The sequence below is a fragment of the Mycobacterium sp. IDUB_36 genome, assembly GCF_055419225.1.
Genome location: NZ_JBVAXH010000001.1, coordinates 1,423,973 through 1,446,480 on the forward strand (window position 1 = coordinate 1,423,973; position 22,508 = coordinate 1,446,480).

The 22,508-nt window shown below is 66.0% G+C and carries 19 protein-coding genes; 4 read left to right on the forward strand and 15 right to left on the reverse strand.

Features of this window, described 5'->3' with window-relative positions; all coding sequences use genetic code 11:
* Positions 1–46: 46 nt before the first annotated feature.
* The 3 genes from rpsG to ACZYW1_RS07015 all read right to left on the reverse strand — a co-directional run bounded on the left by rpsG (position 47) and on the right by ACZYW1_RS07015 (position 1,816).
* Positions 47–517, reverse strand: a complete 471-nt coding sequence (gene rpsG / locus ACZYW1_RS07005; protein WP_099037227.1) for a 30S ribosomal protein S7 — start codon at positions 515–517, stop codon at positions 47–49.
* Positions 517–891 carry a 30S ribosomal protein S12 gene (rpsL, locus tag ACZYW1_RS07010; protein ID WP_285187242.1) on the reverse strand — a complete coding sequence of 125 codons (375 nt, stop codon included), beginning with the start codon at positions 889–891 and terminating at the stop codon, positions 517–519. The genes rpsG and rpsL overlap by 1 nt, the downstream gene beginning before the upstream one ends.
* Before the next feature lie 283 nt (positions 892–1,174).
* Entirely contained in the window at positions 1,175–1,816 is a 642-nt protein-coding gene (locus tag ACZYW1_RS07015) for a TetR/AcrR family transcriptional regulator (protein WP_463784385.1), read from the reverse strand.
* Positions 1,817–1,962: 146 nt separating this feature from the next.
* Between ACZYW1_RS07015 and ACZYW1_RS07020 the strand changes: the two genes are divergently transcribed.
* Genes ACZYW1_RS07020 through ACZYW1_RS07030 form a run of 3 tightly spaced genes read left to right on the forward strand, consistent with a single transcriptional unit; the run spans position 1,963 to position 3,973 of the window.
* The gene (locus tag ACZYW1_RS07020) at positions 1,963–2,340 is read left to right on the forward strand and encodes a DUF3060 domain-containing protein (RefSeq protein WP_463784387.1); all 378 of its coding nucleotides are present in this window, start codon (positions 1,963–1,965) and stop codon (positions 2,338–2,340) included.
* Between the two features lie 4 nt (positions 2,341–2,344).
* Complete coding sequence (locus tag ACZYW1_RS07025; RefSeq protein WP_463784389.1) at positions 2,345–2,788, forward strand: DUF3060 domain-containing protein; 444 nt, start codon at positions 2,345–2,347, stop codon at positions 2,786–2,788.
* Between the two features lie 12 nt (positions 2,789–2,800).
* A complete protein-coding gene (locus ACZYW1_RS07030) occupies positions 2,801–3,973 on the forward strand; it encodes an FAD-dependent monooxygenase (protein ID WP_463784391.1) in 1,173 nt (390 codons plus the stop codon).
* On the opposite strand, the gene ACZYW1_RS07035 is transcribed toward ACZYW1_RS07030, so the two are convergent.
* The 10 genes from ACZYW1_RS07035 to ACZYW1_RS07080 all read right to left on the reverse strand — a co-directional run bounded on the left by ACZYW1_RS07035 (position 3,970) and on the right by ACZYW1_RS07080 (position 20,541).
* On the reverse strand, positions 3,970–4,734 hold the full coding sequence (locus ACZYW1_RS07035) for a crotonase/enoyl-CoA hydratase family protein (protein ID WP_463784393.1): 765 nt from the start codon (positions 4,732–4,734) through the stop codon (positions 3,970–3,972). The genes ACZYW1_RS07030 and ACZYW1_RS07035 overlap by 4 nt on opposite strands.
* On the reverse strand, positions 4,731–5,453 hold the full coding sequence (locus tag ACZYW1_RS07040) for a PaaX family transcriptional regulator C-terminal domain-containing protein (protein ID WP_463787727.1): 723 nt from the start codon (positions 5,451–5,453) through the stop codon (positions 4,731–4,733). Before ACZYW1_RS07040 ends, ACZYW1_RS07035 begins: the two co-directional genes overlap by 4 nt.
* Before the next feature lie 16 nt (positions 5,454–5,469).
* Positions 5,470–6,408 carry a crotonase/enoyl-CoA hydratase family protein gene (locus ACZYW1_RS07045; RefSeq protein WP_293001154.1) on the reverse strand — a complete coding sequence of 313 codons (939 nt, stop codon included), beginning with the start codon at positions 6,406–6,408 and terminating at the stop codon, positions 5,470–5,472.
* Positions 6,405–8,033 (reverse strand): acyl-CoA dehydrogenase family protein, encoded by a 1,629-nt coding sequence (locus ACZYW1_RS07050; RefSeq protein WP_463784395.1) that lies wholly within the window; start codon positions 8,031–8,033, stop codon positions 6,405–6,407. Before ACZYW1_RS07050 ends, ACZYW1_RS07045 begins: the two co-directional genes overlap by 4 nt.
* A 47-nt stretch (positions 8,034–8,080) precedes the next feature.
* On the reverse strand, positions 8,081–8,926 hold the full coding sequence (locus tag ACZYW1_RS07055; RefSeq protein ID WP_463784397.1) for a CE1 family esterase: 846 nt from the start codon (positions 8,924–8,926) through the stop codon (positions 8,081–8,083).
* A 1-nt stretch (position 8,927) separates the two neighbouring features.
* Positions 8,928–9,686 (reverse strand): deoxyribonuclease IV, encoded by a 759-nt coding sequence (locus ACZYW1_RS07060; RefSeq protein ID WP_463784399.1) that lies wholly within the window; start codon positions 9,684–9,686, stop codon positions 8,928–8,930.
* Positions 9,687–9,964: 278 nt separating this feature from the next.
* The gene (locus ACZYW1_RS07065; protein ID WP_463784403.1) at positions 9,965–13,915 is read right to left on the reverse strand and encodes a DNA-directed RNA polymerase subunit beta'; all 3,951 of its coding nucleotides are present in this window, start codon (positions 13,913–13,915) and stop codon (positions 9,965–9,967) included.
* A 77-nt stretch (positions 13,916–13,992) separates the two neighbouring features.
* The gene (gene rpoB, locus ACZYW1_RS07070; RefSeq protein ID WP_463784404.1) at positions 13,993–17,487 is read right to left on the reverse strand and encodes a DNA-directed RNA polymerase subunit beta; all 3,495 of its coding nucleotides are present in this window, start codon (positions 17,485–17,487) and stop codon (positions 13,993–13,995) included.
* A 377-nt stretch (positions 17,488–17,864) separates the two neighbouring features.
* Complete coding sequence (locus ACZYW1_RS07075; protein ID WP_463784406.1) at positions 17,865–18,938, reverse strand: ABC transporter ATP-binding protein; 1,074 nt, start codon at positions 18,936–18,938, stop codon at positions 17,865–17,867.
* A gap of 88 nt (positions 18,939–19,026) precedes the next feature.
* Positions 19,027–20,541 carry a carotenoid oxygenase family protein gene (locus tag ACZYW1_RS07080; protein ID WP_463784407.1) on the reverse strand — a complete coding sequence of 505 codons (1,515 nt, stop codon included), beginning with the start codon at positions 20,539–20,541 and terminating at the stop codon, positions 19,027–19,029.
* A gap of 75 nt (positions 20,542–20,616) precedes the next feature.
* Here ACZYW1_RS07080 and ACZYW1_RS07085 point away from each other — a divergent pair, with 75 nt between their 5' ends.
* Positions 20,617–21,288 carry a TetR/AcrR family transcriptional regulator gene (locus ACZYW1_RS07085; protein ID WP_463784409.1) on the forward strand — a complete coding sequence of 224 codons (672 nt, stop codon included), beginning with the start codon at positions 20,617–20,619 and terminating at the stop codon, positions 21,286–21,288.
* A 50-nt stretch (positions 21,289–21,338) separates the two neighbouring features.
* Here ACZYW1_RS07085 and rplL read toward each other — a convergent pair whose 3' ends face one another.
* Both rplL and rplJ read right to left on the reverse strand, forming a co-directional pair.
* Positions 21,339–21,728 (reverse strand): 50S ribosomal protein L7/L12, encoded by a 390-nt coding sequence (gene rplL, locus ACZYW1_RS07090; protein WP_463784410.1) that lies wholly within the window; start codon positions 21,726–21,728, stop codon positions 21,339–21,341.
* A gap of 30 nt (positions 21,729–21,758) precedes the next feature.
* Entirely contained in the window at positions 21,759–22,394 is a 636-nt protein-coding gene (rplJ, locus tag ACZYW1_RS07095; protein ID WP_463784411.1) for a 50S ribosomal protein L10, read from the reverse strand.
* Positions 22,395–22,508 lie beyond the last annotated feature (114 nt).

The window sequence follows — 22,508 nt, forward strand, 5'->3', positions numbered from 1 at the left end:
CGCTGTCAGCGCCCCGGCGTTGTGCCGGTTCGGACCGTTGCGGCCCCTACCAGCGGTAGTGCGCGAAGGCGCGGTTTGCCTCGGCCATCTTGTGGACGTCCTCGCGTCGCTTGACGGCGGCGCCCAGACCGTTGCTGGCGTCCAGCAGCTCGTTGGCGAGCCGCTCGACCATGGTCTTCTCGCGGCGCTGCTTGGAGAAGCTGACCAGCCAGCGCAGTGCCAGCGTCGTCGACCGCTCGGGGCGCACCTCGACGGGCACCTGGTAGGTCGCACCACCGACGCGGCGGCTGCGGACCTCGAGTGCCGGCTTGACGTTGTCCATCGCACGCTTGAGGGTGACGACCGGATCGGTACCGGTCTTCTCGCGAGCCTGCTCGAGGGCACCATAAACAATGCGCTCAGCCAGGGATTTCTTCCCGTCCAGCAGAACCTTGTTGACCAACTGCGTCACCAGCTGCGACCCGTAGACAGGGTCGTTGACCAGTGGCCGCTTCGGCGCGGGCCCTTTGCGCGGCATTAGCTCTTCTCCTTCTTGGCGCCGTAACGGCTGCGAGCCTGCTTGCGGGACTTGACACCCTGGGTGTCCAGCGAGCCGCGGATGATCTTGTAACGCACACCCGGCAGGTCCTTCACACGACCACCACGCACCAGCACCATCGAGTGCTCCTGCAGGTTGTGACCCTCGCCCGGGATGTAGGCGGTGACCTCGACGCCCGTGGTCAGCTTGACGCGCGCGACCTTCCGCAGCGCCGAGTTCGGCTTCTTCGGGGTCGTTGTGTACACGCGGGTGCAGACCCCGCGGCGCTGCGGGCTGCCCTTGAGGGCCGCGGTCTTGACCTTCGCGACCTTGTCACGGCGACCCTTGCGGACCAGCTGCTGAATGGTTGGCATCTACCGGCTTCCTACTTCGTTCTTTTGTTGCTGTCAGATTCTGGTGGTGCTAAGTCTCTGTAGTGCAGTTTCACCCTTCCGCGGTCCCCCGCGGCCGGGTGTGTCGCACGCGCCCGCCGCAGAATCAATCCGTTGCGTGGTTGGCATGCGAATTGGCCCGGCGTTCGCGTCGTTAGGTGAGGCGCCCAAAACCGCCAGGCACGAGGCTCCACAATACCCGCCGCTAGTCGGGCAGGTCAAAGCGACGACGTCGGCGTCCAACCGACCAAGTTACCGGCACGTCTCACGGGGCGTCACGCGCACCGGATCCGCTGCGTAGCTCGATGCCGGCCGCCAGGCGGAGCACCATGTCCGAGAACACCGAATCGGTGTCGATGTCGTCCATCACGCCGGTCATCTCCAGCAGCACGAAACCGTGCATGGCCGACCAGAACTCCAGCGCGGCATAGAAAGCCTGCTCGAGGTCGAGCCCGTAGGACGACAACACCTCGATCACCGGCGTGGCGGCGGCCCGGGTCGCGGCGGTGTACTCCGGATCGTCGCCCACGCCCAACGGCATCCGGGTGAAGGCCGAGTAGCGGCCGGGATGGTGATGGGCATAGCTGCGGTAGGCGCTGGCCATCACCAGCACGGCGTCGTCGCGGGCGCGGCCCTCCCCGACCCGGTTCAGCATCGTGATGATGTCGTCGATGACCCGGATCCGCACGGTGCGGCGCAGGTCCTCCAGGCTGTCGACGTGGTTGTACAGCGACGGGCCCTTGGTTCCCAGCTGCGTCGCCAGGGCATTGATCGTCAGGGCGTCCCAGCCCTCGCGGTCCAGGAAGGTGAGCGCCGCGTTGACGATGATGTCGCGACTCAGCCGCGCCACCCGGGCCCCGGACTTCGTGCCCGACCGAGCGGCCGGTGACTCCGGCTCTGCTGGCATGGCGGTCGTCCTTCGGTTGCATTCGCCGGTGTCGTCTACGGACTGTTGTCCGCGCTGCCCCGGAACGAAGAACTCTAGTCTGCCGGTGATGCCGGGACGTAGGCTCTTTTCCAGCAGATCGCACGCCGTGGCGAGAGGAACCCGCGATGAACATGTCGATCCCCGGCCGGGCCGTGGCCGCCAGTGCACTCGCGATCGGCTTCACCTCCGCCGCCGGGGCGCCGAGCGGGCTCGCCAAGAACGGCGACACGCACATCACCGGGATGGGCATCGAGCAGACCGTCGACTGCAACGGCGCGACACTGTTGGTCGACGGCACCAGGAACACCGTCAACGCGCTCGGGACGTGCTGGGCGATATCGGTGATGGGGTCGGGCCATACTGTGGTGGCAGACAACGTCATCCACGACATCACGGTCTACGGCTCCAACGAGTCGGTCTTCTTCAAGAACGGTGACCCGATCGTCTGGGACCGCGGCCGCGAACTCGGTATGACGAATCGCGTCAGCCACGTGGGGAGCTGACAGCATGCGCAGGAACGACTCTCGAGTTCTCGTTGTGGCCGTGGCCGCAGCGGCGGCGCTCGCTATCGCCGGTTGCACACACGGCAGCAACAACGGCGCCGTGCCGTCCAGCGGATCCCCCACCTCATCGACGTCCACACCGCCGACCAGCAGCTCGGGCGCGCAGTTCGACATCGGCAACACGATCAACTACACGTCACTGGGTACCACGACGACTCTCGACTGCGGCGACGGCAAGTCACTCAATGTCGGCGGGTCGAACAACACGCTGACGGTGAAAGGCACCTGCGGCACGGTGAGCATCGGCGGGGCCGACAACAAGATCACCATCGACAAGATCGCCACCCAGATCAATGTGGTCGGGTTGAACAACACCATCAGCTACAAAGACGGCGACCCCAAGATCGACAACCTCGGCAGCGGAAACTCCATCAACAAAGCCGGTTAGCCCTTCCCGACAATGTCTTTCGACATACTCATCAGTGGCGGCGGTATCGCCGGACCCAGCTTGGCCTTCTGGCTGACCAAACACGGCCATACCGTGACGATCATCGAGCAGGCCCGCGAGCTGCGCACCGGTGGGCAGGCCGTCGACTTCCGCGGGCCCGCGTTGACGGTGCTCGACAAGATGGGCCTGCTCGACACGGTGCGAGCGGCGGCCACCAGCATGGGGCCACTCGCGCTGGTCGACAGCCGGGGTCGCGAGGTCGGGCGTCTGCCCGCCGAGGTGGTGAGCGGCGAGGTGGAGATCCACTGGGGCACGCTCACCCGCATTCTGTACGACGCCGTTCGCGGCGACGTGAATTATCGCTTCGGCGAACGCATTACGGCGGTCGACGATGACGGACAGCGGGTGACGGTGACCTTCAGCGATGGCACCACCGGCAGTTACGACTTCGTCGTCGGGGCGGACGGCCTACATTCCGGGTTGCGCCGGCTGGTGTTCGGCCCGGAGGCCGACTACGTCACTCAGCTCGGACAGTGCTTCGGGTTCTTCGACGTCGAAAACCGTTGGCGCCTTGACCATTGCGGCGTGGCCCACATCGATGCGGGCCGGACCGCGGCGCTGCAGGGCATCGACCCCGACGAACCGGCCCGCGCCAGCTTCTTCCTCGCCGACCCCGGCCTGAACTTCGACTATCGAGACACCGAAGGCAACAAGCGGTTGTTCGCGCAGCGATACGCGGGGATGGGCTGGGAGGTTCCGCACCTGCTCACGGGCCTGGCCGAAACTCCGCAGGTGTACTTCGATTCGATCGCGCAGGTCCATCTGAACTCCTATGCGCGCGGACGGGTCTGCCTGACCGGCGATGCGGCCTGGTGCGCTTCACCCCGGTCGGGCATGGGCACCACCCTCGCGATGGTCGGCGTCTATCTGTTGGCGCACGAATTACGCACGGCCGGAGACGATTACGCTGCGGCGTTCGATCGATACCAGCGACGGATGGCGCCGTATGTCGCGCGGTGCCAGAAAAGCGCCGTCGACGCGCTGAGAGCCGAGCGCTTCGCTACCGGCCGGCTCGCCCCGCTGCGTAACATCGCTCTGCGTGCACTGCGCATTCCGCTGGTGAGCAAGCTGGTAGCCCGTCAGTCGCTGGCGGTCGCGCGGTCGTTCACGTTGCCGCAGTACTAAGCCTGCGCGCCGTGGCGACCCGCACCGGCGGCAAAGCGTCCGGCCCCTTCGTTCGCTTCGGCGGCGACCCGGGAGATGCTGGCGAACTCGTAGTCCAGGGCCTCGGCTTCGGGCAGGCCCCACTGATGCAACGCCGAGAGCCGGTCCGAGCGCAGGCATTGCTGAGGCAGGGCGGCCAGTTCGGCGGCCAACTGCTCGGCGGCTTCGCGCGCCTGCCCGGTGGGCACAACACGATTGGCGAGCCCGATCGACAGCGCCTCGCCGGCGTCGACCGGCCGACCGGTGAGGATCATGTCCATCGCCCGGCTCTGCCCGATCAGGCGGGGCAACCGGATCGTGCCGCCGTCGATCAACGGCACCCCCCAGCGGCGGCAGAACACCCCGAACACGGCGTCCTCCTCGGCGACCCGCAAGTCGCACCAGAGTGCGAGTTCCAGACCACCGGCGACGGCGTAGCCGCTGACCGCGGCGATCACCGGCTTGGACAGCACCATTCGGCTAGGGCCCATCGGACCGGGCCCGGTCCGGTGGACCGCGTTGGCGTCCGGTGTGCCGAATGCCTTCAAATCCGCTCCAGCGCAAAAGGTTCCGTGATCGCCCCACAGCACTGCCACGGACGCGGATTCGTCGCTGTCGAAATCATCGAACGCCTCGTAGAGGGCCGCGGCGGTGGGGCCGTTGACCGCGTTGCGCGCTTCGGGCCGGTTGAGGATGACGGTGGTCACGGCGCCATGCTGCTCGACGCGTACCGGATCGCTCATCTGGCCTCCATCAGTCGGACGTCGTCGCGCCGCGCGAGCAGTTCGGCGGCGAAGTCGTTGTAGGCGGCGCGTAGTCGGGTACCCGGCCAGTCGCCGGGCAGCAGCTCGTCGGGCAGCACCGGATCGGTCAGCAGGTGGCGCACCATCGCCGCGGCCGTGACGAATCGGGCCGGCACATCCTGCGCGTTCGACATGTCCTCCAGGAGAAGTTCGCCGGTGCGCACCCAGGACGGCAGGTCCCACAGCTGGAGCGCCAAGTCGGCCGGATCGTCGTCGCGGGCCTCGATGATCCGCACCCGGGAGCGGACCCCGCGGTCGAGGTCGAGCTCGAGGTTGTCCGGCCGCATCCACACCCCTTCGCGCAGTTCGCCGAAACGCCTGTGGTGCAGCGTCGTTCGCAATGACGCGCGGGTCCGGGCGTCGGTGCCCACGCTGGTGACGATCAGCGTCGTCCAGGTTCCACGCCAGGGCAGCAGCTTGGGCCGCATCGCGTCGTCCTGCCGTCGCTGACGGGCCAACAATCGATCGGCAAGCCGGTAGCCGTCGGCCGAGCGCACCAGGTCGCCCGCGCTGACCATCCGGGTCAACGCCACCCGCAGGGTTGTCTCTTTGATACCGAAGTCGTCGGTGAGCCGGATCAATTCGGCGGCGCTGGCCCGCGCCGGGTGCGCACCGAGCATCACGCTGAGCACCACCGACCGGGCGGTCATGCGGGCCAGCGACTTGGGCATCAGGTCAGACCTGGGAAGCTCGCCGGCCGGAGTCGCCGAACGGTTCGTCGCGGTGTTTGACCGCCTCGCGGAAGCCGTGCTCGACGGCGTCGGCGACGAATGCGTGGCCCTCGGGCGTGTGGCGCGCGACCCCGTCGAACACCGTGCTGACCATTCTGCTGGTGGCCACACCCTGTTGCAGCAGAGCGGAATTGAGTGCCAGCTTGACCATGATCAGCTGGTTGACCGGGACGGCGGCGATCCGCTCGACCAGTCGCTCGGTCCGCTCGTCGAGATCCTTCGGATCCGGCGCCTCGACCGCCAGACCCCACTCGGCGGCCTGGGCGCCGGTGATGCAGTCTCCGGTCAGCAGAAGGCGTTTGGCGCGCTGGTCACCGAGTCGGTGGGCCCACATGCCGGCCGCCGGTACGCCCCAGACCCGGGTCGGCGGGTAGCCGATCTTGGCGTCGGACGCGGCGATCACCTGGTCGGCGTGCAGCGCGATGTCGGTTCCGCCAGCCACGCAGTAGCCGTGGATTTTCGCGACCGTCGGCTTGTCGGCGTGCAACAGGCTGGAGAAGCCGCGCACGAAGCGGCTCATCATCTGGTAGTCGATCATCGGATCCCACGGCTGGTTCGGTAAGTGGTTGACCGCCTGGGTTTTACCGTCCAGCGATGTTCCGCTGTAGGCGCCGGTTCCGCCGGCCGAGCCGGTCCGGTCGGCATAGGCACTCAGGTCGAAGCCGGCGCAGAAGCCCTCGCCCCGACCCGAGACCAGGATCACGTGGACGTTGGGGTCCAGATCGGCGCGCTCCACCAGAGCCGAGAGCTCCAGCGGGGTGTCTGCGATGATCGCGTTGCCCTTGTCGGGACGGTTGAACGTGATTCGGGCAACCCGATCGGTGACCTCATAGGTCATCGTCTTCAGGTTGTCGAAGTCGACCGGCCTGATCGCGTGTGTCATCCCTTCACCAGAGCACGCTCGATGATCGGCGAGAGGTCCAACCCGGCGGGCATGGTCCCGAAGGCGCCGCCCCACTGGCCTTCCAGCCGGGTGGCCAGGAACGCCTCGGCGACGGCCGGGTGTCCGTGCCGCACCAACAGCGACCCCTGCAGTGCCAGGCAGATGTCCTCGGCGACCTTACGGGCGCGGTACTGGATGGTCTCCAGGTCACCGAGCTGCGGACGCAGCTGCTCGACATGGCGGTCCAGCCGGGCGTCCTGCCCCGTGCTCTTACCCAGTTCGTCGAACAGCACCTCGATGCATTCGGGCCGAGTTGCCATGGCGCGCAACGTGTCCAGCGCGCTGACGTTGCCGGAGCCCTCCCAGATTCCCATCAGCGGGGCTTCGCGGTAGAGCCGCGGCATGCCGGACTCCTCGACGTAGCCGTTGCCGCCCAGGCATTCCATGGCTTCGGCGGCGTGCGGTGTCGCGCGCTTGCACACCCAGTACTTGCTGGCGGCCAGCCCGATTCGCCGCAGCAGGGTCTCGGTCTGGTCACCGCGCACGGCGTTGTCGGTGGCGCCGGCCATCCGCATCGCCACCATGGTGGCGGCCTCGGCTTCGACGGCCAAGTCGGCCAGCACGTTACGCATCAACGGCTGGTCGATCAGGTATTCACCGAATGCCTTGCGGTGCTGGGCATGATGAACGGCGTGGGTGAGCCCGGTGCGCATGCTGGTGGCGCTGCCCAGTGTGCAGTCGAGCCGGGTGAGGTTGACCATCTCGATGATGGTCGGCACGCCGCGCCCTTCCTCGCCGACCAGCCACGCGGTCGCGCCGTCGTATTCGACCTCGCTGGAGGCGTTGGCGTTGTTGCCGAGCTTGTCCTTCAGGCGCTGCAGGCGCATCCGGTTGAGGCTGCCGTCGGGCAGCACGCGCGGCAGGAAGTAGCAGGACAACCCGCCGGGCGCTTGCGCGAGCACCAGGAAGATGTCGCACATCGGCGCCGAGGTGAACCACTTGTGGCCGGTCAGCCGGTACGTGCCGTCGCCGTTGGAGACGGCCTCGGTGTTGCCGGCGCGGACGTCGGAGCCACCCTGCTTCTCGGTCATCGACATGCCGGCGGTGATGCCGAGTTTTGTTGAGGCAAGCTTCAATTCGGGGTCGTAGACGCGGCTGGTGAGCAGCGGTTCGTAGGAGGCGGCGAGCTCGGGGTTGAATCGCAGCGCCGGAACGACCGCATACGTCATCGAGATCGGGCAGACGTGGCCGGGCTCCGCGGTCCAGACGCTGGTCTTGGCCGCGCGCACCACATGCGCGCCCGGGCGGTCGTCGGCCCACGGCGCGGCGTGCAGTCCGTGCTCGATCGCCGCCCGCATCAGCTCGTGGTACGACGGGTCGAACTCGACCTCGTCGACGCGATTGCCGTAGCGGTCGTGGGTGCGCAGGATCGGCCGGTTGCGCTGCGCCAACTCGCCCCAACGCTGAGTTTGCTTCGAGCCGGAGATCGCGCCCACCGCGGTCACCTCGTCCAAACCCCACTGCCCGCCCTCGCGAATCAGCGCCTCGATCAGCACCGGCGACGATGCCGGGTTGTGCTCCTGCAGCGGCGGCACCTGGTTAGTGACGACATGAGTATCTGGCATGCCGCCAATGTTACATATTTTCTACAACCGCACAAGAGGTGTAATGCTCAGCGGTGGTGGGCCGCGAAGAACTCCCAGAGCTTGGCGGTGGCGAAGTCCGGCCAATGGTGCCCTCCATCGGCGACCGTCACCAGCGCCACACCGCGCCCCCCGGCACACGCGGCGGTCGATGTGGTGACCTGACCATCGGTCGTCTCGGTCGGCGGCCGGCAGTCATCGAGCTTGCGCCACAACGCATTCAGCTCCGGTACCGGCGGCCCGTCGATGTGCGCGAACCCGTGGCCGGGCCCGCCGCCGTAAGGGACCATCGGGTCGGCAGTGCCGTGGATGGCCATCACCGAGGCCGGCTGCGGAGTTCGGCACGGATCCAGTTGCGTGCCGGCGACCGGGCCAATCGCGGCGAACAGCGTGGTGGTGCACGCCAGCGTGTACGACATGATGCCGCCGTTGCTCATGCCGGTCGCAAACACCCGTGCGGCGTCGATGCCGATGTGTTTCGACACGTCCGCCACCACCGCGCTGATGAAGCCGACGTCGTCGATGTTCTGCTGGGCCGGTCGGCCGCAGCAGCCGCCGCCGTTGACGTTCCACGCCCGTTTGACGCCGTCGGGGTACACCGCGACGAATTTTGCCGAGTCGGCCAATTGGTCCCAGCCGTAGGATCTTTCGGCTTGCTCGGCGCTGCCGAAGCCACCGTGCAGCACGACGACCAGGCTTGCCGGACCGGTCAGCCCGGTGGGCTTGTGCAGGCGGTAGACCCGGTCGTGCCCGGCCACCCCGATGGTGTGGATGCTGGCGCCGTCGACGAAGCCCGACGGTGGCTTCGGGTGCAGGACCGCACATCCGGCCAGCAGCAGCACGACGCCGAGCAGCATCGCGATCCGATGTCGCATCTCAGGCGCTCGTCTTCTCCCGCAGGAAAGCGATGTCGTCCTTGCGCCCCTCTTCGGCCGTCTCGCAGATCACTGGCGCGTCGGCGGCCTTGACCACCGCCACCAGCAGTTCGGGATCGATCTGACCGGTGCCGAAATTCGCATGCCGGTCGCGGCCGGAGCCGGCCGAGTCCTTGGAATCGTTGCAGTGCACCAGGTCGATACGACCGGTGATGGCCTTGATCCGGTCGACGGCGTCGACGAGCCCCTCCCCCGCCGCCCAGGCGTGGCAGGTGTCGAGGCAGAACCCGACCCCGGCGTCGCCGATGTGGTCCCACAGCCGCGCGATGGTGTCGAAGTGCCGGGCCATGGCGTGGTCGCCGCCGGCGGTGTTCTCCAGGTAGACAGGGACTTTCGTCTCCAGGCGATCGAGTGCCTTACGCCAACGCAGGAAGCCCTCGTCGAGATCGTCGTCCTCGGTGACGTGTCCGCCGTGCACGATGATCGCGGCGGCTCCGATCTCGGTGGCGGCATCACAGGTCTGCTGCAGAATCTTGCGCGACGGGATCCGCACCCGGTTGTTCGCCGAGGCGACATTGATCAGGTACGGCGCATGCACATAGATCGGCAGCGCCGCGGCCTTGAGTTCCGCGGCGTCCTCACGCGGTTTAGGGGCCTTCCAGCTCTGCGGGTTGCCGAGGAAGATCTGCACGACGTCGGCGTTCTCGGCGGCAGCGGTGGCCAGCGGATCCTGCGGGCTGATGTGTGAACCGATAAGCACGACGGCCAGTCTAGTGAGCCGGCCGGACAGCCTGGCAGCTTCTCATGAGTCACAGGAACGCGAGCATGCAACGCCATGCCCGCCTTCGAGCGACAACGTCGACCAGTTGAGTCCGCTTACTGCCGATTGTCGCTGTGAGGTGGGCACACCGACTACCGAGTTCCTCGGTGGTAGCTGGTACGGATGGGACGGCAGGGCCCCGCGCACGAAAAAGCCCCGGGGGTTGACCCGGGGCCTTTTCGTTGTGCGCCGATAGCGGGGGCTATCGAAGTGTTGCTCTAACGGTAGTCGGAGTATCCGTAGTCGTCCAGCGGAACCGCGGCTCCGGTCGCCTGGCCGAAGTCCGGGCTGTAGTACTGATCCTCGTAAGACGGGATCGTGTACGCCGCAGCGCGGGCTTCCTCGGTCGGCTGCACCTGAATGTTGCGGTACCGGTTGATGCCGGTACCGGCCGGGATCAGCTTTCCGATGATCACGTTCTCCTTCAGACCCTGCAGCTTGTCGCTGCGGCAGTTGATCGCCGCATCGGTCAGCACACGCGTGGTCTCCTGGAACGACGCCGCCGACAGCCACGAGTCGGTGGCCAGCGACGCCTTGGTGATACCCATCAGCACCGGACGTCCGGCCGCGGGCTCGGTGCCCTCGGCCACCACGCGGCGGTTCGACGCCTCGAACTCGGCACGGTCGATCAGCGATCCGGGCAGGAACTCCGTCGAACCCGAGTCGATGATCGTCACCCGGCGCAGCATCTGCCGGACGATCACCTCGATGTGCTTGTCGTGAATGGACACACCCTGGGCGCGGTAGACCTCCTGGACCTCCTTGGTCAGGTGGATCTGCACCTCGCGGGGGCCCTGCACGCGCAGCACCTCGTGCGGGTCGGCCGAGCCTTCCATCAGCTGCTGACCCACCTCGACGTGGTCACCATCGGTGAGCAGCCGCTCGGAGCCGTCCTCGTGCTTGAAGACGCGCAGACGCTGACGCTTCGAGAGCTTGTCGTAGACAACCTCTTCGCCACCGTCATCCGGGATGATGGTGATCTTGTAGAAGCGCTCGCCGTCTTCCAGACGAACCCGTCCGGTGACGTCGGCGATCGGTGCCTTACCGCGCGGCACGCGGGCCTCGAACAGCTCCTGCACACGGGGCAGACCGCCGGTGATGTCCTCACCGACACCACCCTGGTGGAAGGTACGCATGGTCAGCTGCGTGCCGGGCTCACCAATCGACTGTGCCGCAACGATACCCACGGCCTCACCGATGTCGACCAGCTTGCCGGTGGCCATCGACCGGCCGTAGCAGGTCGCGCAGACACCGGTACCCGTGGTGCAGGTCAGCACGGAGCGGACCTTCACCTGCGTGATGCCGGCCGCCAGCAGCGCATCGATCTGCGGGTCACCGAGGTCCTCGCCACGAGCGGCGACGACGTTGCCCGCCTCGTCGGTCGCATCGGTACCCAAAGTCCGTGCGTACGCCGAGGTTTCGATGTGCGGATCACGGATCAGCACGCCGTCCGGGCCACGCTCGGCCAGCTCGACCAGGATGCCACGCTCGGTGCCACAGTCGGTCTCGCGGACGATGACGTCCTGCGACACGTCGACCAGACGACGGGTCAGGTAACCCGAGTCAGCGGTACGAAGCGCGGTGTCCGCCAGGCCCTTACGTGCGCCGTGGGTGTTGATGAAGTACTCCAACACCGTCAGGCCTTCACGGAAGGACGACTTGATCGGGCGCGGGATGAACTCACCCTTCGGGTTGGTCACCAGGCCCTTCATGCCGGCCAGCGTTCGCGTCTGGGTGAAGTTACCGGTGGCACCCGAGTCGACGATCGTGATGATCGGGTTGTCGGACGGGTAGTGCTCGCGAAGAGCCTCACCCACCTCGTCGGTGGCTTCCTTCCAGATCTCGACCAAGGCTTCGTTGCGCTCGTCCTTGTTCAAAGCACCGCGCTGGAACTGCTTTTCGACCTTGTCGGCCCGACCTTCGTAGGCATCCAAGATCTCGGCCTTGTTCGGCGGCACCAGCACGTCGGCCATGGACACCGTGACACCCGAACGGGTGGCCCAGTGGAAACCGGCGTCCTTGAGCTTGTCGACGGTCTGCGCCACCACGATCATCGGGTACCGCTCGGCCAGGTCGTTGATGATCGCAGCCTGCACCTTCTTGTGCATCTGCTTGTCCACGAACGGATACCCGACGGGCAACAGCTCGTTGAAGATCACTCGGCCCAGCGTCGTCTCGGCGATCCAGGGATCGCCTGGCTGCCAACCGTTTTGACCGAACTGCGCGGCCTCGATCTCGACCGGCGGACGCAGCTGCGTCAGCCGGACCTTGATCTTGGCGCGCACGCTGAGCGCACCGCGGTCCAGCGCCATGATGGCCTCGGCCGGCGACGAGTAGACCCCGGACTCCGGCTGATCCTTGGCGGCAGGCGTGTATTCGCCCTGGTCGCCGGGGATCTCGGTGGTCAGGAAGTACAACCCGGTCACCATGTCCAGCCGCGGCATGGCCAACGGGCGACCCGAGGCCGGCGACAGGATGTTGTTCGACGACAGCATCAGGATGCGAGCCTCGGCCTGCGCCTCGGCGCTCAACGGCAGGTGCACGGCCATCTGGTCACCGTCGAAGTCGGCATTGAACGCCTCACACACCAACGGGTGCAGCTGAATGGCCTTGCCCTCCACCAGCTGTGGCTCGAAAGCCTGGATACCCAGCCGGTGCAGCGTCGGTGCACGGTTCAGCAACACCGGGTGCTCGGCGATGACCTCTTCGAGGACATCCCACACCTGGGGGCGCTGACGCTCGACCATCCGCTTGGCGCTCTTGATGTTCTGCGCGTGGTTCAGGTCGACCAGTCGCTTCATCACGAACGGCTTGAACAGCTCGAGTGCCATCAGCTTGGGCAGACCGCACTGGTGCAGCTTGAGCTGCGGGCCGACCACGATGACCGAACGTCCCGAGTAGTCGACACGCTTACCGAGCAGGTTCTGGCGGAACCGGCCCTGCTTACCCTTCAGCAGGTCGGACAGCGACTTCAGCGGGCGGTTACCCGGTCCGGTGACCGGGCGTCCGCGACGGCCGTTGTCGAACAGCGCGTCGACCGACTCCTGCAGCATCCGCTTCTCGTTGTTGACGATGATCTCGGGCGCGCCGAGGTCGATCAGCCTCTTGAGTCGGTTGTTGCGGTTGATCACGCGGCGGTACAGGTCGTTGAGGTCGGAGGTCGCGAAGCGGCCACCGTCCAGCTGCACCATCGGACGCAGCTCCGGCGGGATCACCGGAACGGCATCGAGGACCATGCCCATCGGCGAGTTGCCCGACTGCTGGAATGCCGCAACGACTTTCAGACGCTTGAGGGCACGGAGCTTCTTCTGCCCCTTGCCGTTCTTGATCACGTCACGAAGGTTGTCGGCCTCGGCGTGGATGTCGAACGTCTCGATCAGCTTCTGGATCGACTCCGCGCCCATGGCACCGGTGAAGTACTCGCCGTAGCGGTCGATCAGCTCGCGGTAGAGGTTCTCGTCGACGATCAGCTGCTTGGGAGCCAGCTTGGTGAACGTCGTCCAGATCTCCTCCAGCCGGTCCAGCTCGCGCTGGGTACGGTCCCGGAGCTGGCGCATCTCACGCTCGCCACCGTCGCGAACCTTGCGCCGCGCATCGGCTTTCGCGCCTTCGGCCTCCAACTCGGCGAGGTCGGCTTCCAGCTTCTGCGCCCGCGTTTCCAGGTCGCTGTCGCGCTGGTCTTCGATCGCCTTGCGCTCGACCACCATCTCGGCCTCGAGAGTCGACAGCTCGTTGTGCCGCATCTCGTCGTCGACCGCGGTGATCACGTAGGCGGCGAAGTAGATGATCTTCTCGAGATCCTTCGGCGCCAGGTCGAGCAGGTAGCCCAACCGCGACGGCACGCCCTTGAAGTACCAGATGTGGGTGACCGGCGCGGCCAGCTCGATGTGGCCCATCCGCTCACGACGCACCTTGGCGCGAGTCACCTCGACGCCACAGCGCTCACAGATGATGCCCTTGAAGCGGACGCGCTTGTACTTGCCGCAGTAGCACTCCCAGTCGCGAGTCGGTCCGAAGATCTTCTCGCAGAACAGGCCGTCCTTCTCCGGCTTCAAGGTGCGGTAGTTGATCGTCTCCGGCTTCTTGACCTCACCGAAGGACCAGTTACGGATGTCCTCCGCCGTGGCCAGGCCGATACGGAGTTCATCGAAGAAGTTGACGTCTAACACGTAACTCCCTTTCCCCTTGCGGGTTTAGAAATCGAAACCACTGTGTTCAATGGCCGGCTCGCGCAAGCGCTCACCGATTAGGCCAAGTCCTCGACGGACGCAGACTCGTTGCGCGACAAGTTGATTCCCAGGTTCGCCGCAGCGCGCTCCAGGTCCTCGTCGTCGCCATCGCGCATCTCGATGGCGGCACCGTCGCTGGAGAGCACCTCGACGTTGAGGCACAGCGACTGCAGCTCTTTGAGAAGCACCTTGAACGACTCGGGAATACCCGGCTCGGGGATGTTCTCGCCCTTGACGATCGCCTCGTACACCTTGACCCGGCCGACGGTGTCGTCGGACTTGATGGTCAGGAGCTCCTGCAGCGTGTACGCGGCACCGTAGGCCTGCATGGCCCAGCACTCCATCTCGCCGAATCGCTGTCCACCGAACTGCGCCTTACCGCCCAGCGGCTGCTGGGTGATCATCGAGTACGGGCCGGTGGAGCGGGCGTGGATCTTGTCGTCCACCAGGTGGTGCAGCTTCATGATGTACATGTAGCCGACGGTCACCGGGTACGGGAACGGCTCGCCGCTGCGGCCATCGAACAACCGCGCCTTGCCGTCTGCGTTCACCATCACTTCGCCGTCGCGGTTGGGCAGCGTCGAGGCCAGCAGGCCCGTCAGCTCGTCCTCTTTGGCGCCGTCGAACACCGGCGTCGCGACGATCGCGTCCGGCTCGGAGGTGTGCAGATCCGCGGGCAGGTTCGCCGCCCACTCGGGCGACCCTTCGATGTTCCAGCCGGCCTTGGCCACCCACCCGAGGTGGGTCTCCAGGATCTGGCCGATGTTCATCCGTCGCGGCACACCGTGGGTGTTCAGGATGATGTCCACCGGCGTTCCGTCGGGCATGAACGGCATGTCCTCGGCGGGCAGGATCTTGCCGATGACGCCCTTGTTGCCGTGGCGGCCGGCCAGCTTGTCACCGTCGGAGATCTTGCGCTTCTGCGCGACGTAGACGCGGACCAACTCGTTGACGCCGGCGGGCAACTCGTCGTCGTCTTCGCGGGAGAACACCCGGATGCCGATGACCTTGCCGGACTCACCGTGCGGCACCTTCAGCGAAGTGTCGCGGACCTCGCGGGCCTTCTCACCGAAGATCGCGCGGAGCAGCCGCTCCTCCGGGGTCAGCTCGGTCTCACCCTTCGGAGTGACCTTGCCGACCAGGATGTCGCCGTCGCGGACCTCGGCGCCGATGCGGACGATGCCGCGCTCGTCGAGGTCAGCCAGCACCTCATCGGAGACGTTCGGGATGTCCCGCGTGATCTCCTCGGCGCCCAGCTTGGTGTCGCGGGCGTCGATCTCGTGCTCTTCGATGTGAATCGACGTGAGCACGTCCTCTTCAACCAGGCGGTTGGACAGGATGATCGCGTCCTCGTAGTTGTGGCCCTCCCACGGCATGATCGCAACGAGCAGGTTCTTGCCCAGCGCCATCTCACCGTTGTCGGTGCACGGCCCGTCGGCGATGACCTGACCGGACTCGACCCGCTCGCCGGCGTCCACGATCGGGCGCTGGTTGGCGCACGTTCCGTGGTTGGACCGGGCGAACTTACGCATCCGGTAGGTGTGCCGGGTGCCGTCGTCGGCCATCACGGTGATGTAGTCGGCAGACACCTCCTCGATCACCCCGGCCTTGTCGGCGACGACGACATCGCCGGCGTCGATCGCGGCGCGCAGCTCCATGCCGGTACCCACCAGCGGTGCCTCGCTGCGTACCAGCGGAACCGCCTGGCGCTGCATGTTGGCACCCATCAGGGCACGGTTGGCGTCGTCGTGCTCGAGGAACGGGATCATCGCGGTGGCCACCGAGACCATCTGCCGCGGTGAGACGTCCATGTAGTCGACCTCGGCCGACGACACGTACTCGACCTCGCCACCCTTGCGTCGGACCAGCACGCGGTCCTCTTCGAAGCGGCCGTCGTCGTCGATCGGCGAGTTGGCCTGGGCTACGACGTGGCGGTCTTCCTCGTCAGCGGTCAGGTACTGGATTGTGTCGGTCACCACACCTTCGGTCACCTTGCGGTACGGCGTCTCGATGAACCCGAACGGGTTGACCCGCGCGTACACCGACAGCGAACCGATCAGACCGATGTTCGGGCCTTCCGGCGTCTCGATCGGACACATCCGGCCGTAGTGGCTGGAGTGCACGTCACGAACCTCGAGGCCGGCGCGCTCACGGGACAGACCACCGGGGCCCAGCGCCGACAGACGGCGCTTGTGGGTCAGACCCGACAGCGGGTTGTTCTGGTCCATGAACTGCGACAGCTGGCTGGTGCCGAAGAACTCCTTGATCGCGGCGACCACCGGGCGGATGTTGATCAGGGTCTGCGGCGTGATCGCCTCGACGTCCTGAGTCGTCATCCGCTCGCGGACCACGCGCTCCATCCGGGACATACCGACCCGGATCTGGTTCTGGATCAGCTCGCCGACCGTGCGCAGACGACGGTTACCGAAGTGGTCGATGTCGTCGGTCTCGACCGGCACCTCGACGCCACCGGGGACGGTCATCGTGGGCTGACCCTCGTGCAGGCGCACCAGGTACTCGACGGTCGCGACGACGTCTTCCTCGGTCAACGTGGTCGACGTGGTCTCGGCCGGGGTGGCGCTCAGGCCGAGCTTCTTGTTGATCTTGTACCGACCCACGCGGGCCAGGTCGTAGCGCTTCTCCTTGAAGAACAGGTTCTCCAGCAGGGTCTGCGCGGACTCCTTGGTCGGCGGCTCGCCCGGACGCAGCCGGCGGTAGATCTCCAGCAACGCCTCATCGGAGTTCTGGGTGGGGTCGCGCTCGAGGGTCTGCATCATGATCTCGGAAAAGCCGAAGCGCTCGCGGATCTGCTCGTTGCTCCAGCCCAGCGCCTTGAGCAGCACGGTGACGGCCTGGCGACGCTTGCGGTCGATGCGGACACCGACGGTGTCGCGCTTGTCGATGTCGAACTCCAGCCACGCACCGCGGCTCGGGATCACCTTGACGCTGTGCAGCACCTTCTCGGTGGACTTGTCGATGGTGTCGTCGAAGTACACACCGGGCGACCGGACCAGCTGGCTGACCACCACGCGCTCGGTGCCGTTGATGATGAACGTGCCCTTCTCCGTCATCATCGGGAAGTCACCCATGAACACCGTCTGGCTCTTGATCTCGCCGGTGTTGTTGTTGATGAACTCCGCGGTGACGAACAGCGGGGCCGCGTACGTCATGTCCTTGTCTTTGCACTCGTCGACGGGTGCTTTGACCTCGTCGAACCGTGGGTCGGAGAAGGACAGCGACATGGAACCCGAGAAGTCCTCGATCGGGGACAGCTCTTCGAGCACCTCCTCGAGGCCGCCCTTGGGGGCGGACTCGCCACGCTCGACCGCGCGCTCGCGCCAGCTTTCCCGACCGATGAGCCACTCGAACGAGTCGGTCTGAACGTCAAGCAGCCCGGGAACCTCGAGAGGCTCGCGCAGTTTGGCGAAGGAGACTCGGTCGGGAGCACCGGGTACGGAGCTGTTGGAGATCGAACTTTGAGGGGTTTTCTTGCTCTGGCGGGAGACTGCCAAGATGCATTCCTTCCAGCACCTCATGCGACGTGCGATCCGGAGGCCACCGGAACCGTCTGTCGCTATGACTTTGTTCGGTTCGGCTGGCGAACGATCTGTCCGTTCTCACGCACGCAGCTAATTCGCTGTATCAGCGATAGCTCAAGCTAAGACCACGGTGTCGTGTGGCGGGTGTGAGGTGGGCAGGAGGCAGCCAGCGCAACGTCCAACAATAGCGCAGGACGGCGCATTCCTCAACTACCGTGCTCGGGGGTATCGGCGCTGGCTGGCGAGTCGAAATTCCCGTGCATTCATTCTGCCCAACAGAGTGACCCTTTGGGGGCCTTCAGTCAAGAGGTGACGCACCGTGGCTGTGGAACAACTCCTTTTCGATTCGGCTATCCGCGTTGGGTAGGAATTGACGCGGTGTCGGCCTCGTCGCGGTGTCGCGATTGCTGGCTGTCGTAATCCTTGTTCTTCGCGTTTTCGTTCTTGTCGTTCTCGAACGACTCGAGGATGGCCTCTTGGGCGTCCTTGGGCAGCAGGTGCAGGTTCTCCCGCACTCGGTCCTGGCGGCGCTTGGCTCCCTTGCGCTCCGGCATTCCGGGAGTTGCCGAGATCTGCGGCGGCACGCCTTCGACTTCATCGGTGCCACCGTCGTGGTGGCCGGCCTCGATGTGGGCCTGCTCCTCGGCCATGGTGGCCTCGTCCTTTTCCTCCGACATACCGATCGGGCCGATACGGCGACCGTTGAGGAATTGGCGCACCACCGGCTCGTCGCTGGTCAGCAGCACCTCGCGGGGGCCGAACATGACCAGCTTGCGGCGGAACAGCATGCCCATGTTGTCCGGCACGGTGCGGGCGATGTTGATGTTGTGCGTCACGATCAGGATCGTGCAGTCGATCTGGGCATTGATGTCGATCAGCAACTGCGACAGGTACGCGGTACGGACCGGGTCCAGACCGGAGTCCGGCTCGTCACAGAGAATGATCTGCGGGTCCAGCACCAGCGATCGGGCCAGGCCGGCGCGCTTGCGCATACCACCGGAGATCTCACCGGGGAACTTCTTCTCATCGCCGCCGAGACCCACCATCTCCAGCTTCTCCATGACGACGTCACGGATCTCGCCTTCCTTCTTCTTGGTGTGCTCGCGCAGTGGGAATGCGGTGTTGTCGTACAGGTTCATCGACCCGAACAGGGCGCCGTCCTGGAACATCACACCGAACAGGGTGCGGATGTCGTAGAGCTCCTTGGCCGAACACTCGGTGATGTCGGTGCCGTCCACGATGATCGAGCCGCGCTCGGGGCGCAGCAAACCGATCAGCGACTTCAGGAAGACGGATTTACCCGTACCGGACGGTCCCAGCAGAACACTGACCTCGCCCTCTGGAATCGACATCGTGACGTCTTCCCAGATTCGCTGGGACCCGAAGGACTTCGTCAATCCTTCTACCTGAATACCGATGCCCACGCGAAACCCTCCCGCTGATGTTGCTGATCGCAGCCCAAGCCCAGCTTGTGGCTTGAGTCACTGTAGCGCACAGGGGGGTCAGTTTTGCTTAGTCCTGCGGCGCCCAGTTTCCATGAAATCCCATCGGTACCCGCTGCGGTAAATGGACCGTCGCCACCGACTCGCACGTTTGCGCATCGAGTAGCAGCAGCTGGCCTTCGCCGCGTCCGCGGTGGTATCCGTAACCGATCAGGATTCCGTCGTCCTCAGACAAGCTAGCCGAACCGGCGGCCGGGCGCGGGATGAACGACATCTCGCCGATCAGCAGTTCGGGGTCGAGCGGCGCGACCATGCTCGATCCGGTGGCCAAGTCGTGCTTGTAGAGCGACGAGGTCATTTCGGATCTGCCTGAGTCCACGAAGCCGCCTTCGACGCCGACGGTGTAGCCGAACCGATGCTTGCTCCCCAGCAACGTCTCGTTGATCCGCGGAAACTCTTGCGAACGGTCGTCGAGGCGCTCGCTGGACACTGCTCCGGTGGCCAGGTTGATCGTCCACCGGTCCAGGGTGGGCGCGACCTCGCCCGGCCCACGCCGGTCGCGGTCGAACATCCGCTCGTAGCGCACCACGTCGAGCACCAGCACCTCATGGCCGTCGCGCATTTCGGAGTAGGCGTTGAGCGGGTGGTAGACGTAGCACGGCTCGATCTCGAACCACCGCACGTCGCTGTTGCCGCCCTCGCGCGGCATCACGCCGATCCGGGCCGGATATTTCGGGTTCCAGGCGTACGGCATCTGATAGACGGGCTTGTCGTTGCGATTGAACATCGCCGCGATGGGCCCGGGTACGGGGACCTGCCCGACCACCGCGTCGGCCACGATCTGCGCCGGGCGCCGCATCCACCGCGGCATGTTCCTGGGCAGCACCTGCATCGGGTCGAGCGTCACCGGCAGGTCGTAGAGCACGACGTATTTGTCGGTCAGCGAGAAGTCATGCATCATCGGCGACCCCGACACCTTGATGTCGACCGTGCGACGGGCCTGACCGTCGGTGCCGATCACCGAATACTGCACCGAATTGCCGCGCGCAAAGGAGTAGGACACCGCGTGCAGCTCGCCGGTGCGTGGATCGCGGTGCGGGTGCGCCGCGTAGCCGCCGGCCAGCGTGCCGTCGAAGTCGCACGCCCCGACGGTGTCGAGGTCGTCGGTGAGCTCGTAATTGGCGACCCCGCCTTCGACCAGCGCCAGCGTCTTACCCGCATGGGCCAGCACATTGGTGTTGGCCCCGAGCGACTGCATCCCGGCTCTGAGGTTGCGGCCGGCCGCCGCGGGCTCCCCCAGCACGCGTCGTACGGCGGGGCTGCGAACCCAGCGGTTGCGGTACCAGTTGGCGTTGCCGCCCTGCAGCGAGACGCCGTGCACCATGCCGTCACCGGTGAACCAGTGGTAAGTGGCCGGGTCGACCTCGGCGACCGGATTCGGGCCGTTGCGCAGGTAGCGCCCGTCGAGGAACTCGGGAATGTGCCCGGTGACCGTCAGATCGGTCGCGGTCACCTCTCGATCGACCGGCGCGAGGAAGTCATCGAGATAGGGATTCACTGGCGGCGTGCTGACGGTGGCGCTCATCCTGGCTCCTAGCTGCGATAACATTGTTATTCCTAAGTTATACCGATCGCTGCGGGGCTGTGTCAAGATATTTCGGTGGCTCCATCTGCCGAACGCAACGTGCGCGACGAGTTGCTGGGCGTTGCCGTCGACATCCTCAACCAGGACGGCCCGGACGGTCTGCAGACCCGCAAGATCGCCAGCGCGGCAGGCACGTCGACGATGGCGGTGTACACGTACTTCAGCGGCCTGCCGGGGCTGATCGCGGCGGTGGCCGAAGAGGGTCTGCGGCAGTTCGACGCGGCGCTGACGATGCCGTCGACGTCAGACCCGGTCGCGGACCTGATGGCCACCGGGATCGCGTATCGCCGCTACGCCATCGAGTGCCCGCACATGTACCGCCTGATGTTCGGCAGTACCAGCGCCCACGGCATCAACGCACCGGCCCACGACGTGTTGACCCTGAGCCTGGCCGAGATCAACGACCACTACCCGAGTTTCGCCCACGTCGTTCGCGGCGTGCATCGGGCGATGCAGGCCGGGCGGATCAACGGCTCGCCCGACGACGACGCTGCCGTGGTGGCGACCGCGGCGCAGTTCTGGGCGGCCATCCACGGGTTCGTCATGCTGGAGCTGGCCGGCTCCTACGGCGCGCAGGGCAACGCCGTCGGGTCGGTGCTTGCGGCGTTGACCTCAAATTTGCTTGTCGCGCTTGGTGACTCGCCAGACCAGGTACGGCAGTCCCAGCTGGCGTCGGTCCAGCGCTAGATACACGAAACCCCCGGAACCTGTTGGCTCCGGGGGTTTTCGCGAAACGACTACTTGACGGTGACGCTGGCGCCGGCGGCCTCGAGCTTGGCCTTGGCTTCTTCGGCGGCCTCCTTGGGGGCCTTCTCCAGCACAGCCTTCGGCGCGCCGTCGACGAGGTCCTTGGCCTCTTTCAGGCCCAGGCCCGAGACGATCTCACGCACGACCTTGATGACGCCGATCTTCTTGTCACCGGCGGCCTCGAGGATGACGTCGAACTCCGACTGCTCCTCAGCGGCCTCGGCGGGCGCACCGGCGGCGGGGCCGGCGGCGGCGACGGCGACCGGAGCGGCCGCGGTGACCTCGAAGGTCTCTTCGAACTTCTTCACGAACTCCGAGAGCTCCAGCAAGGTGAGTTCCTTGAAGGCGTCGAGCAGTTCGTCAGTGGAGAGCTTGGACATGTGGTGGGTCCTTCCTGGGTGTTACGGGGTTTATTCGGTGGTTTCGGCGGGTGATTCCGCAGGTGCTTCGGTCGACTCCGCGGCGGGGGCCTCGGCCTCTGCCGTGGGGGCTTCGGCGGGAGCCGCAGCTTCTGCCGGCGCCGCAGGCTCTTCGGCGGCACGCTTCTCTTGCAACGCGGCCGCGAGCCTGGCCACCTGCGAGGCGGGCGCGTTGAACAGCCCGGCCGCCTTGGACAGGTTGGCCTTCATCGCTCCGGCCAGCTTGGCCAGCAGCACCTCGCGCGACTCCAGATCGGCGATGCGCTCGACTTCGGCGACGGTCAGCGCGCGACCGTCCATGTAGCCGCCCTTGATGACCAGCGCCTTGTGGTCCTTGGCGAACTTCTTGATCGCCTTGGCAGCATCGACGGCCTCGCCGCTGACGAACGCGATCGCGGTCGGTCCGACGAACAGCTCGTCGAGGCCTTCCACGCCGGCCTCCGATGCGGCGCGCTTGATCAGCGTGTTCTTGGCGACCGAGTAGGTCGCGGAACCCTTGAGCGAGCGGCGCAGTTCGGCCAGGTTCGCGACCGTCAGACCGCGATACTCGGTGATCACGGTCGCCGTTGAGCTCTTGAACTGCTCAGCGATGTCTGCAACGGCGGTGGCCTTGTCAGCCTGTGCCATGCATTCCTCCTTGGGTTCTGGGCCGTCGCCCGACGGCCCGCTCGCCCGGAAACGACGAACGCCCCGACGCAGGAAGCGGTCGGGGCGTGATGTTTCCATCGGCTCGCGCCAACG

Coding starts and splice junctions, on each gene's coding strand:
- ACZYW1_RS07055 (WP_463784397.1), bottom strand. CDS start 8,926: ATGCGACATCGGATCGCGATGCTGCTCGGCGTCGTGCTGCTGCTGGCC.
- rpsL (WP_285187242.1), bottom strand. CDS start 891: ATGCCAACCATTCAGCAGCTGGTCCGCAAGGGTCGCCGTGACAAGGTC.
- rplL (WP_463784410.1), bottom strand. CDS start 21,728: ATGTCCAAGCTCTCCACTGACGAACTGCTCGACGCCTTCAAGGAACTC.
- ACZYW1_RS07080 (WP_463784407.1), bottom strand. CDS start 20,541: ATGAGCGCCACCGTCAGCACGCCGCCAGTGAATCCCTATCTCGATGAC.
- ACZYW1_RS07025 (WP_463784389.1), top strand. CDS start 2,345: ATGCGCAGGAACGACTCTCGAGTTCTCGTTGTGGCCGTGGCCGCAGCG.
- rpsG (WP_099037227.1), bottom strand. CDS start 517: ATGCCGCGCAAAGGGCCCGCGCCGAAGCGGCCACTGGTCAACGACCCT.
- ACZYW1_RS07020 (WP_463784387.1), top strand. CDS start 1,963: ATGAACATGTCGATCCCCGGCCGGGCCGTGGCCGCCAGTGCACTCGCG.
- ACZYW1_RS07050 (WP_463784395.1), bottom strand. CDS start 8,033: ATGCCAGATACTCATGTCGTCACTAACCAGGTGCCGCCGCTGCAGGAG.
- ACZYW1_RS07015 (WP_463784385.1), bottom strand. CDS start 1,816: ATGCCAGCAGAGCCGGAGTCACCGGCCGCTCGGTCGGGCACGAAGTCC.
- ACZYW1_RS07035 (WP_463784393.1), bottom strand. CDS start 4,734: ATGAGCGATCCGGTACGCGTCGAGCAGCATGGCGCCGTGACCACCGTC.
- rplJ (WP_463784411.1), bottom strand. CDS start 22,394: ATGGCACAGGCTGACAAGGCCACCGCCGTTGCAGACATCGCTGAGCAG.
- ACZYW1_RS07030 (WP_463784391.1), top strand. CDS start 2,801: ATGTCTTTCGACATACTCATCAGTGGCGGCGGTATCGCCGGACCCAGC.
- ACZYW1_RS07045 (WP_293001154.1), bottom strand. CDS start 6,408: ATGACACACGCGATCAGGCCGGTCGACTTCGACAACCTGAAGACGATG.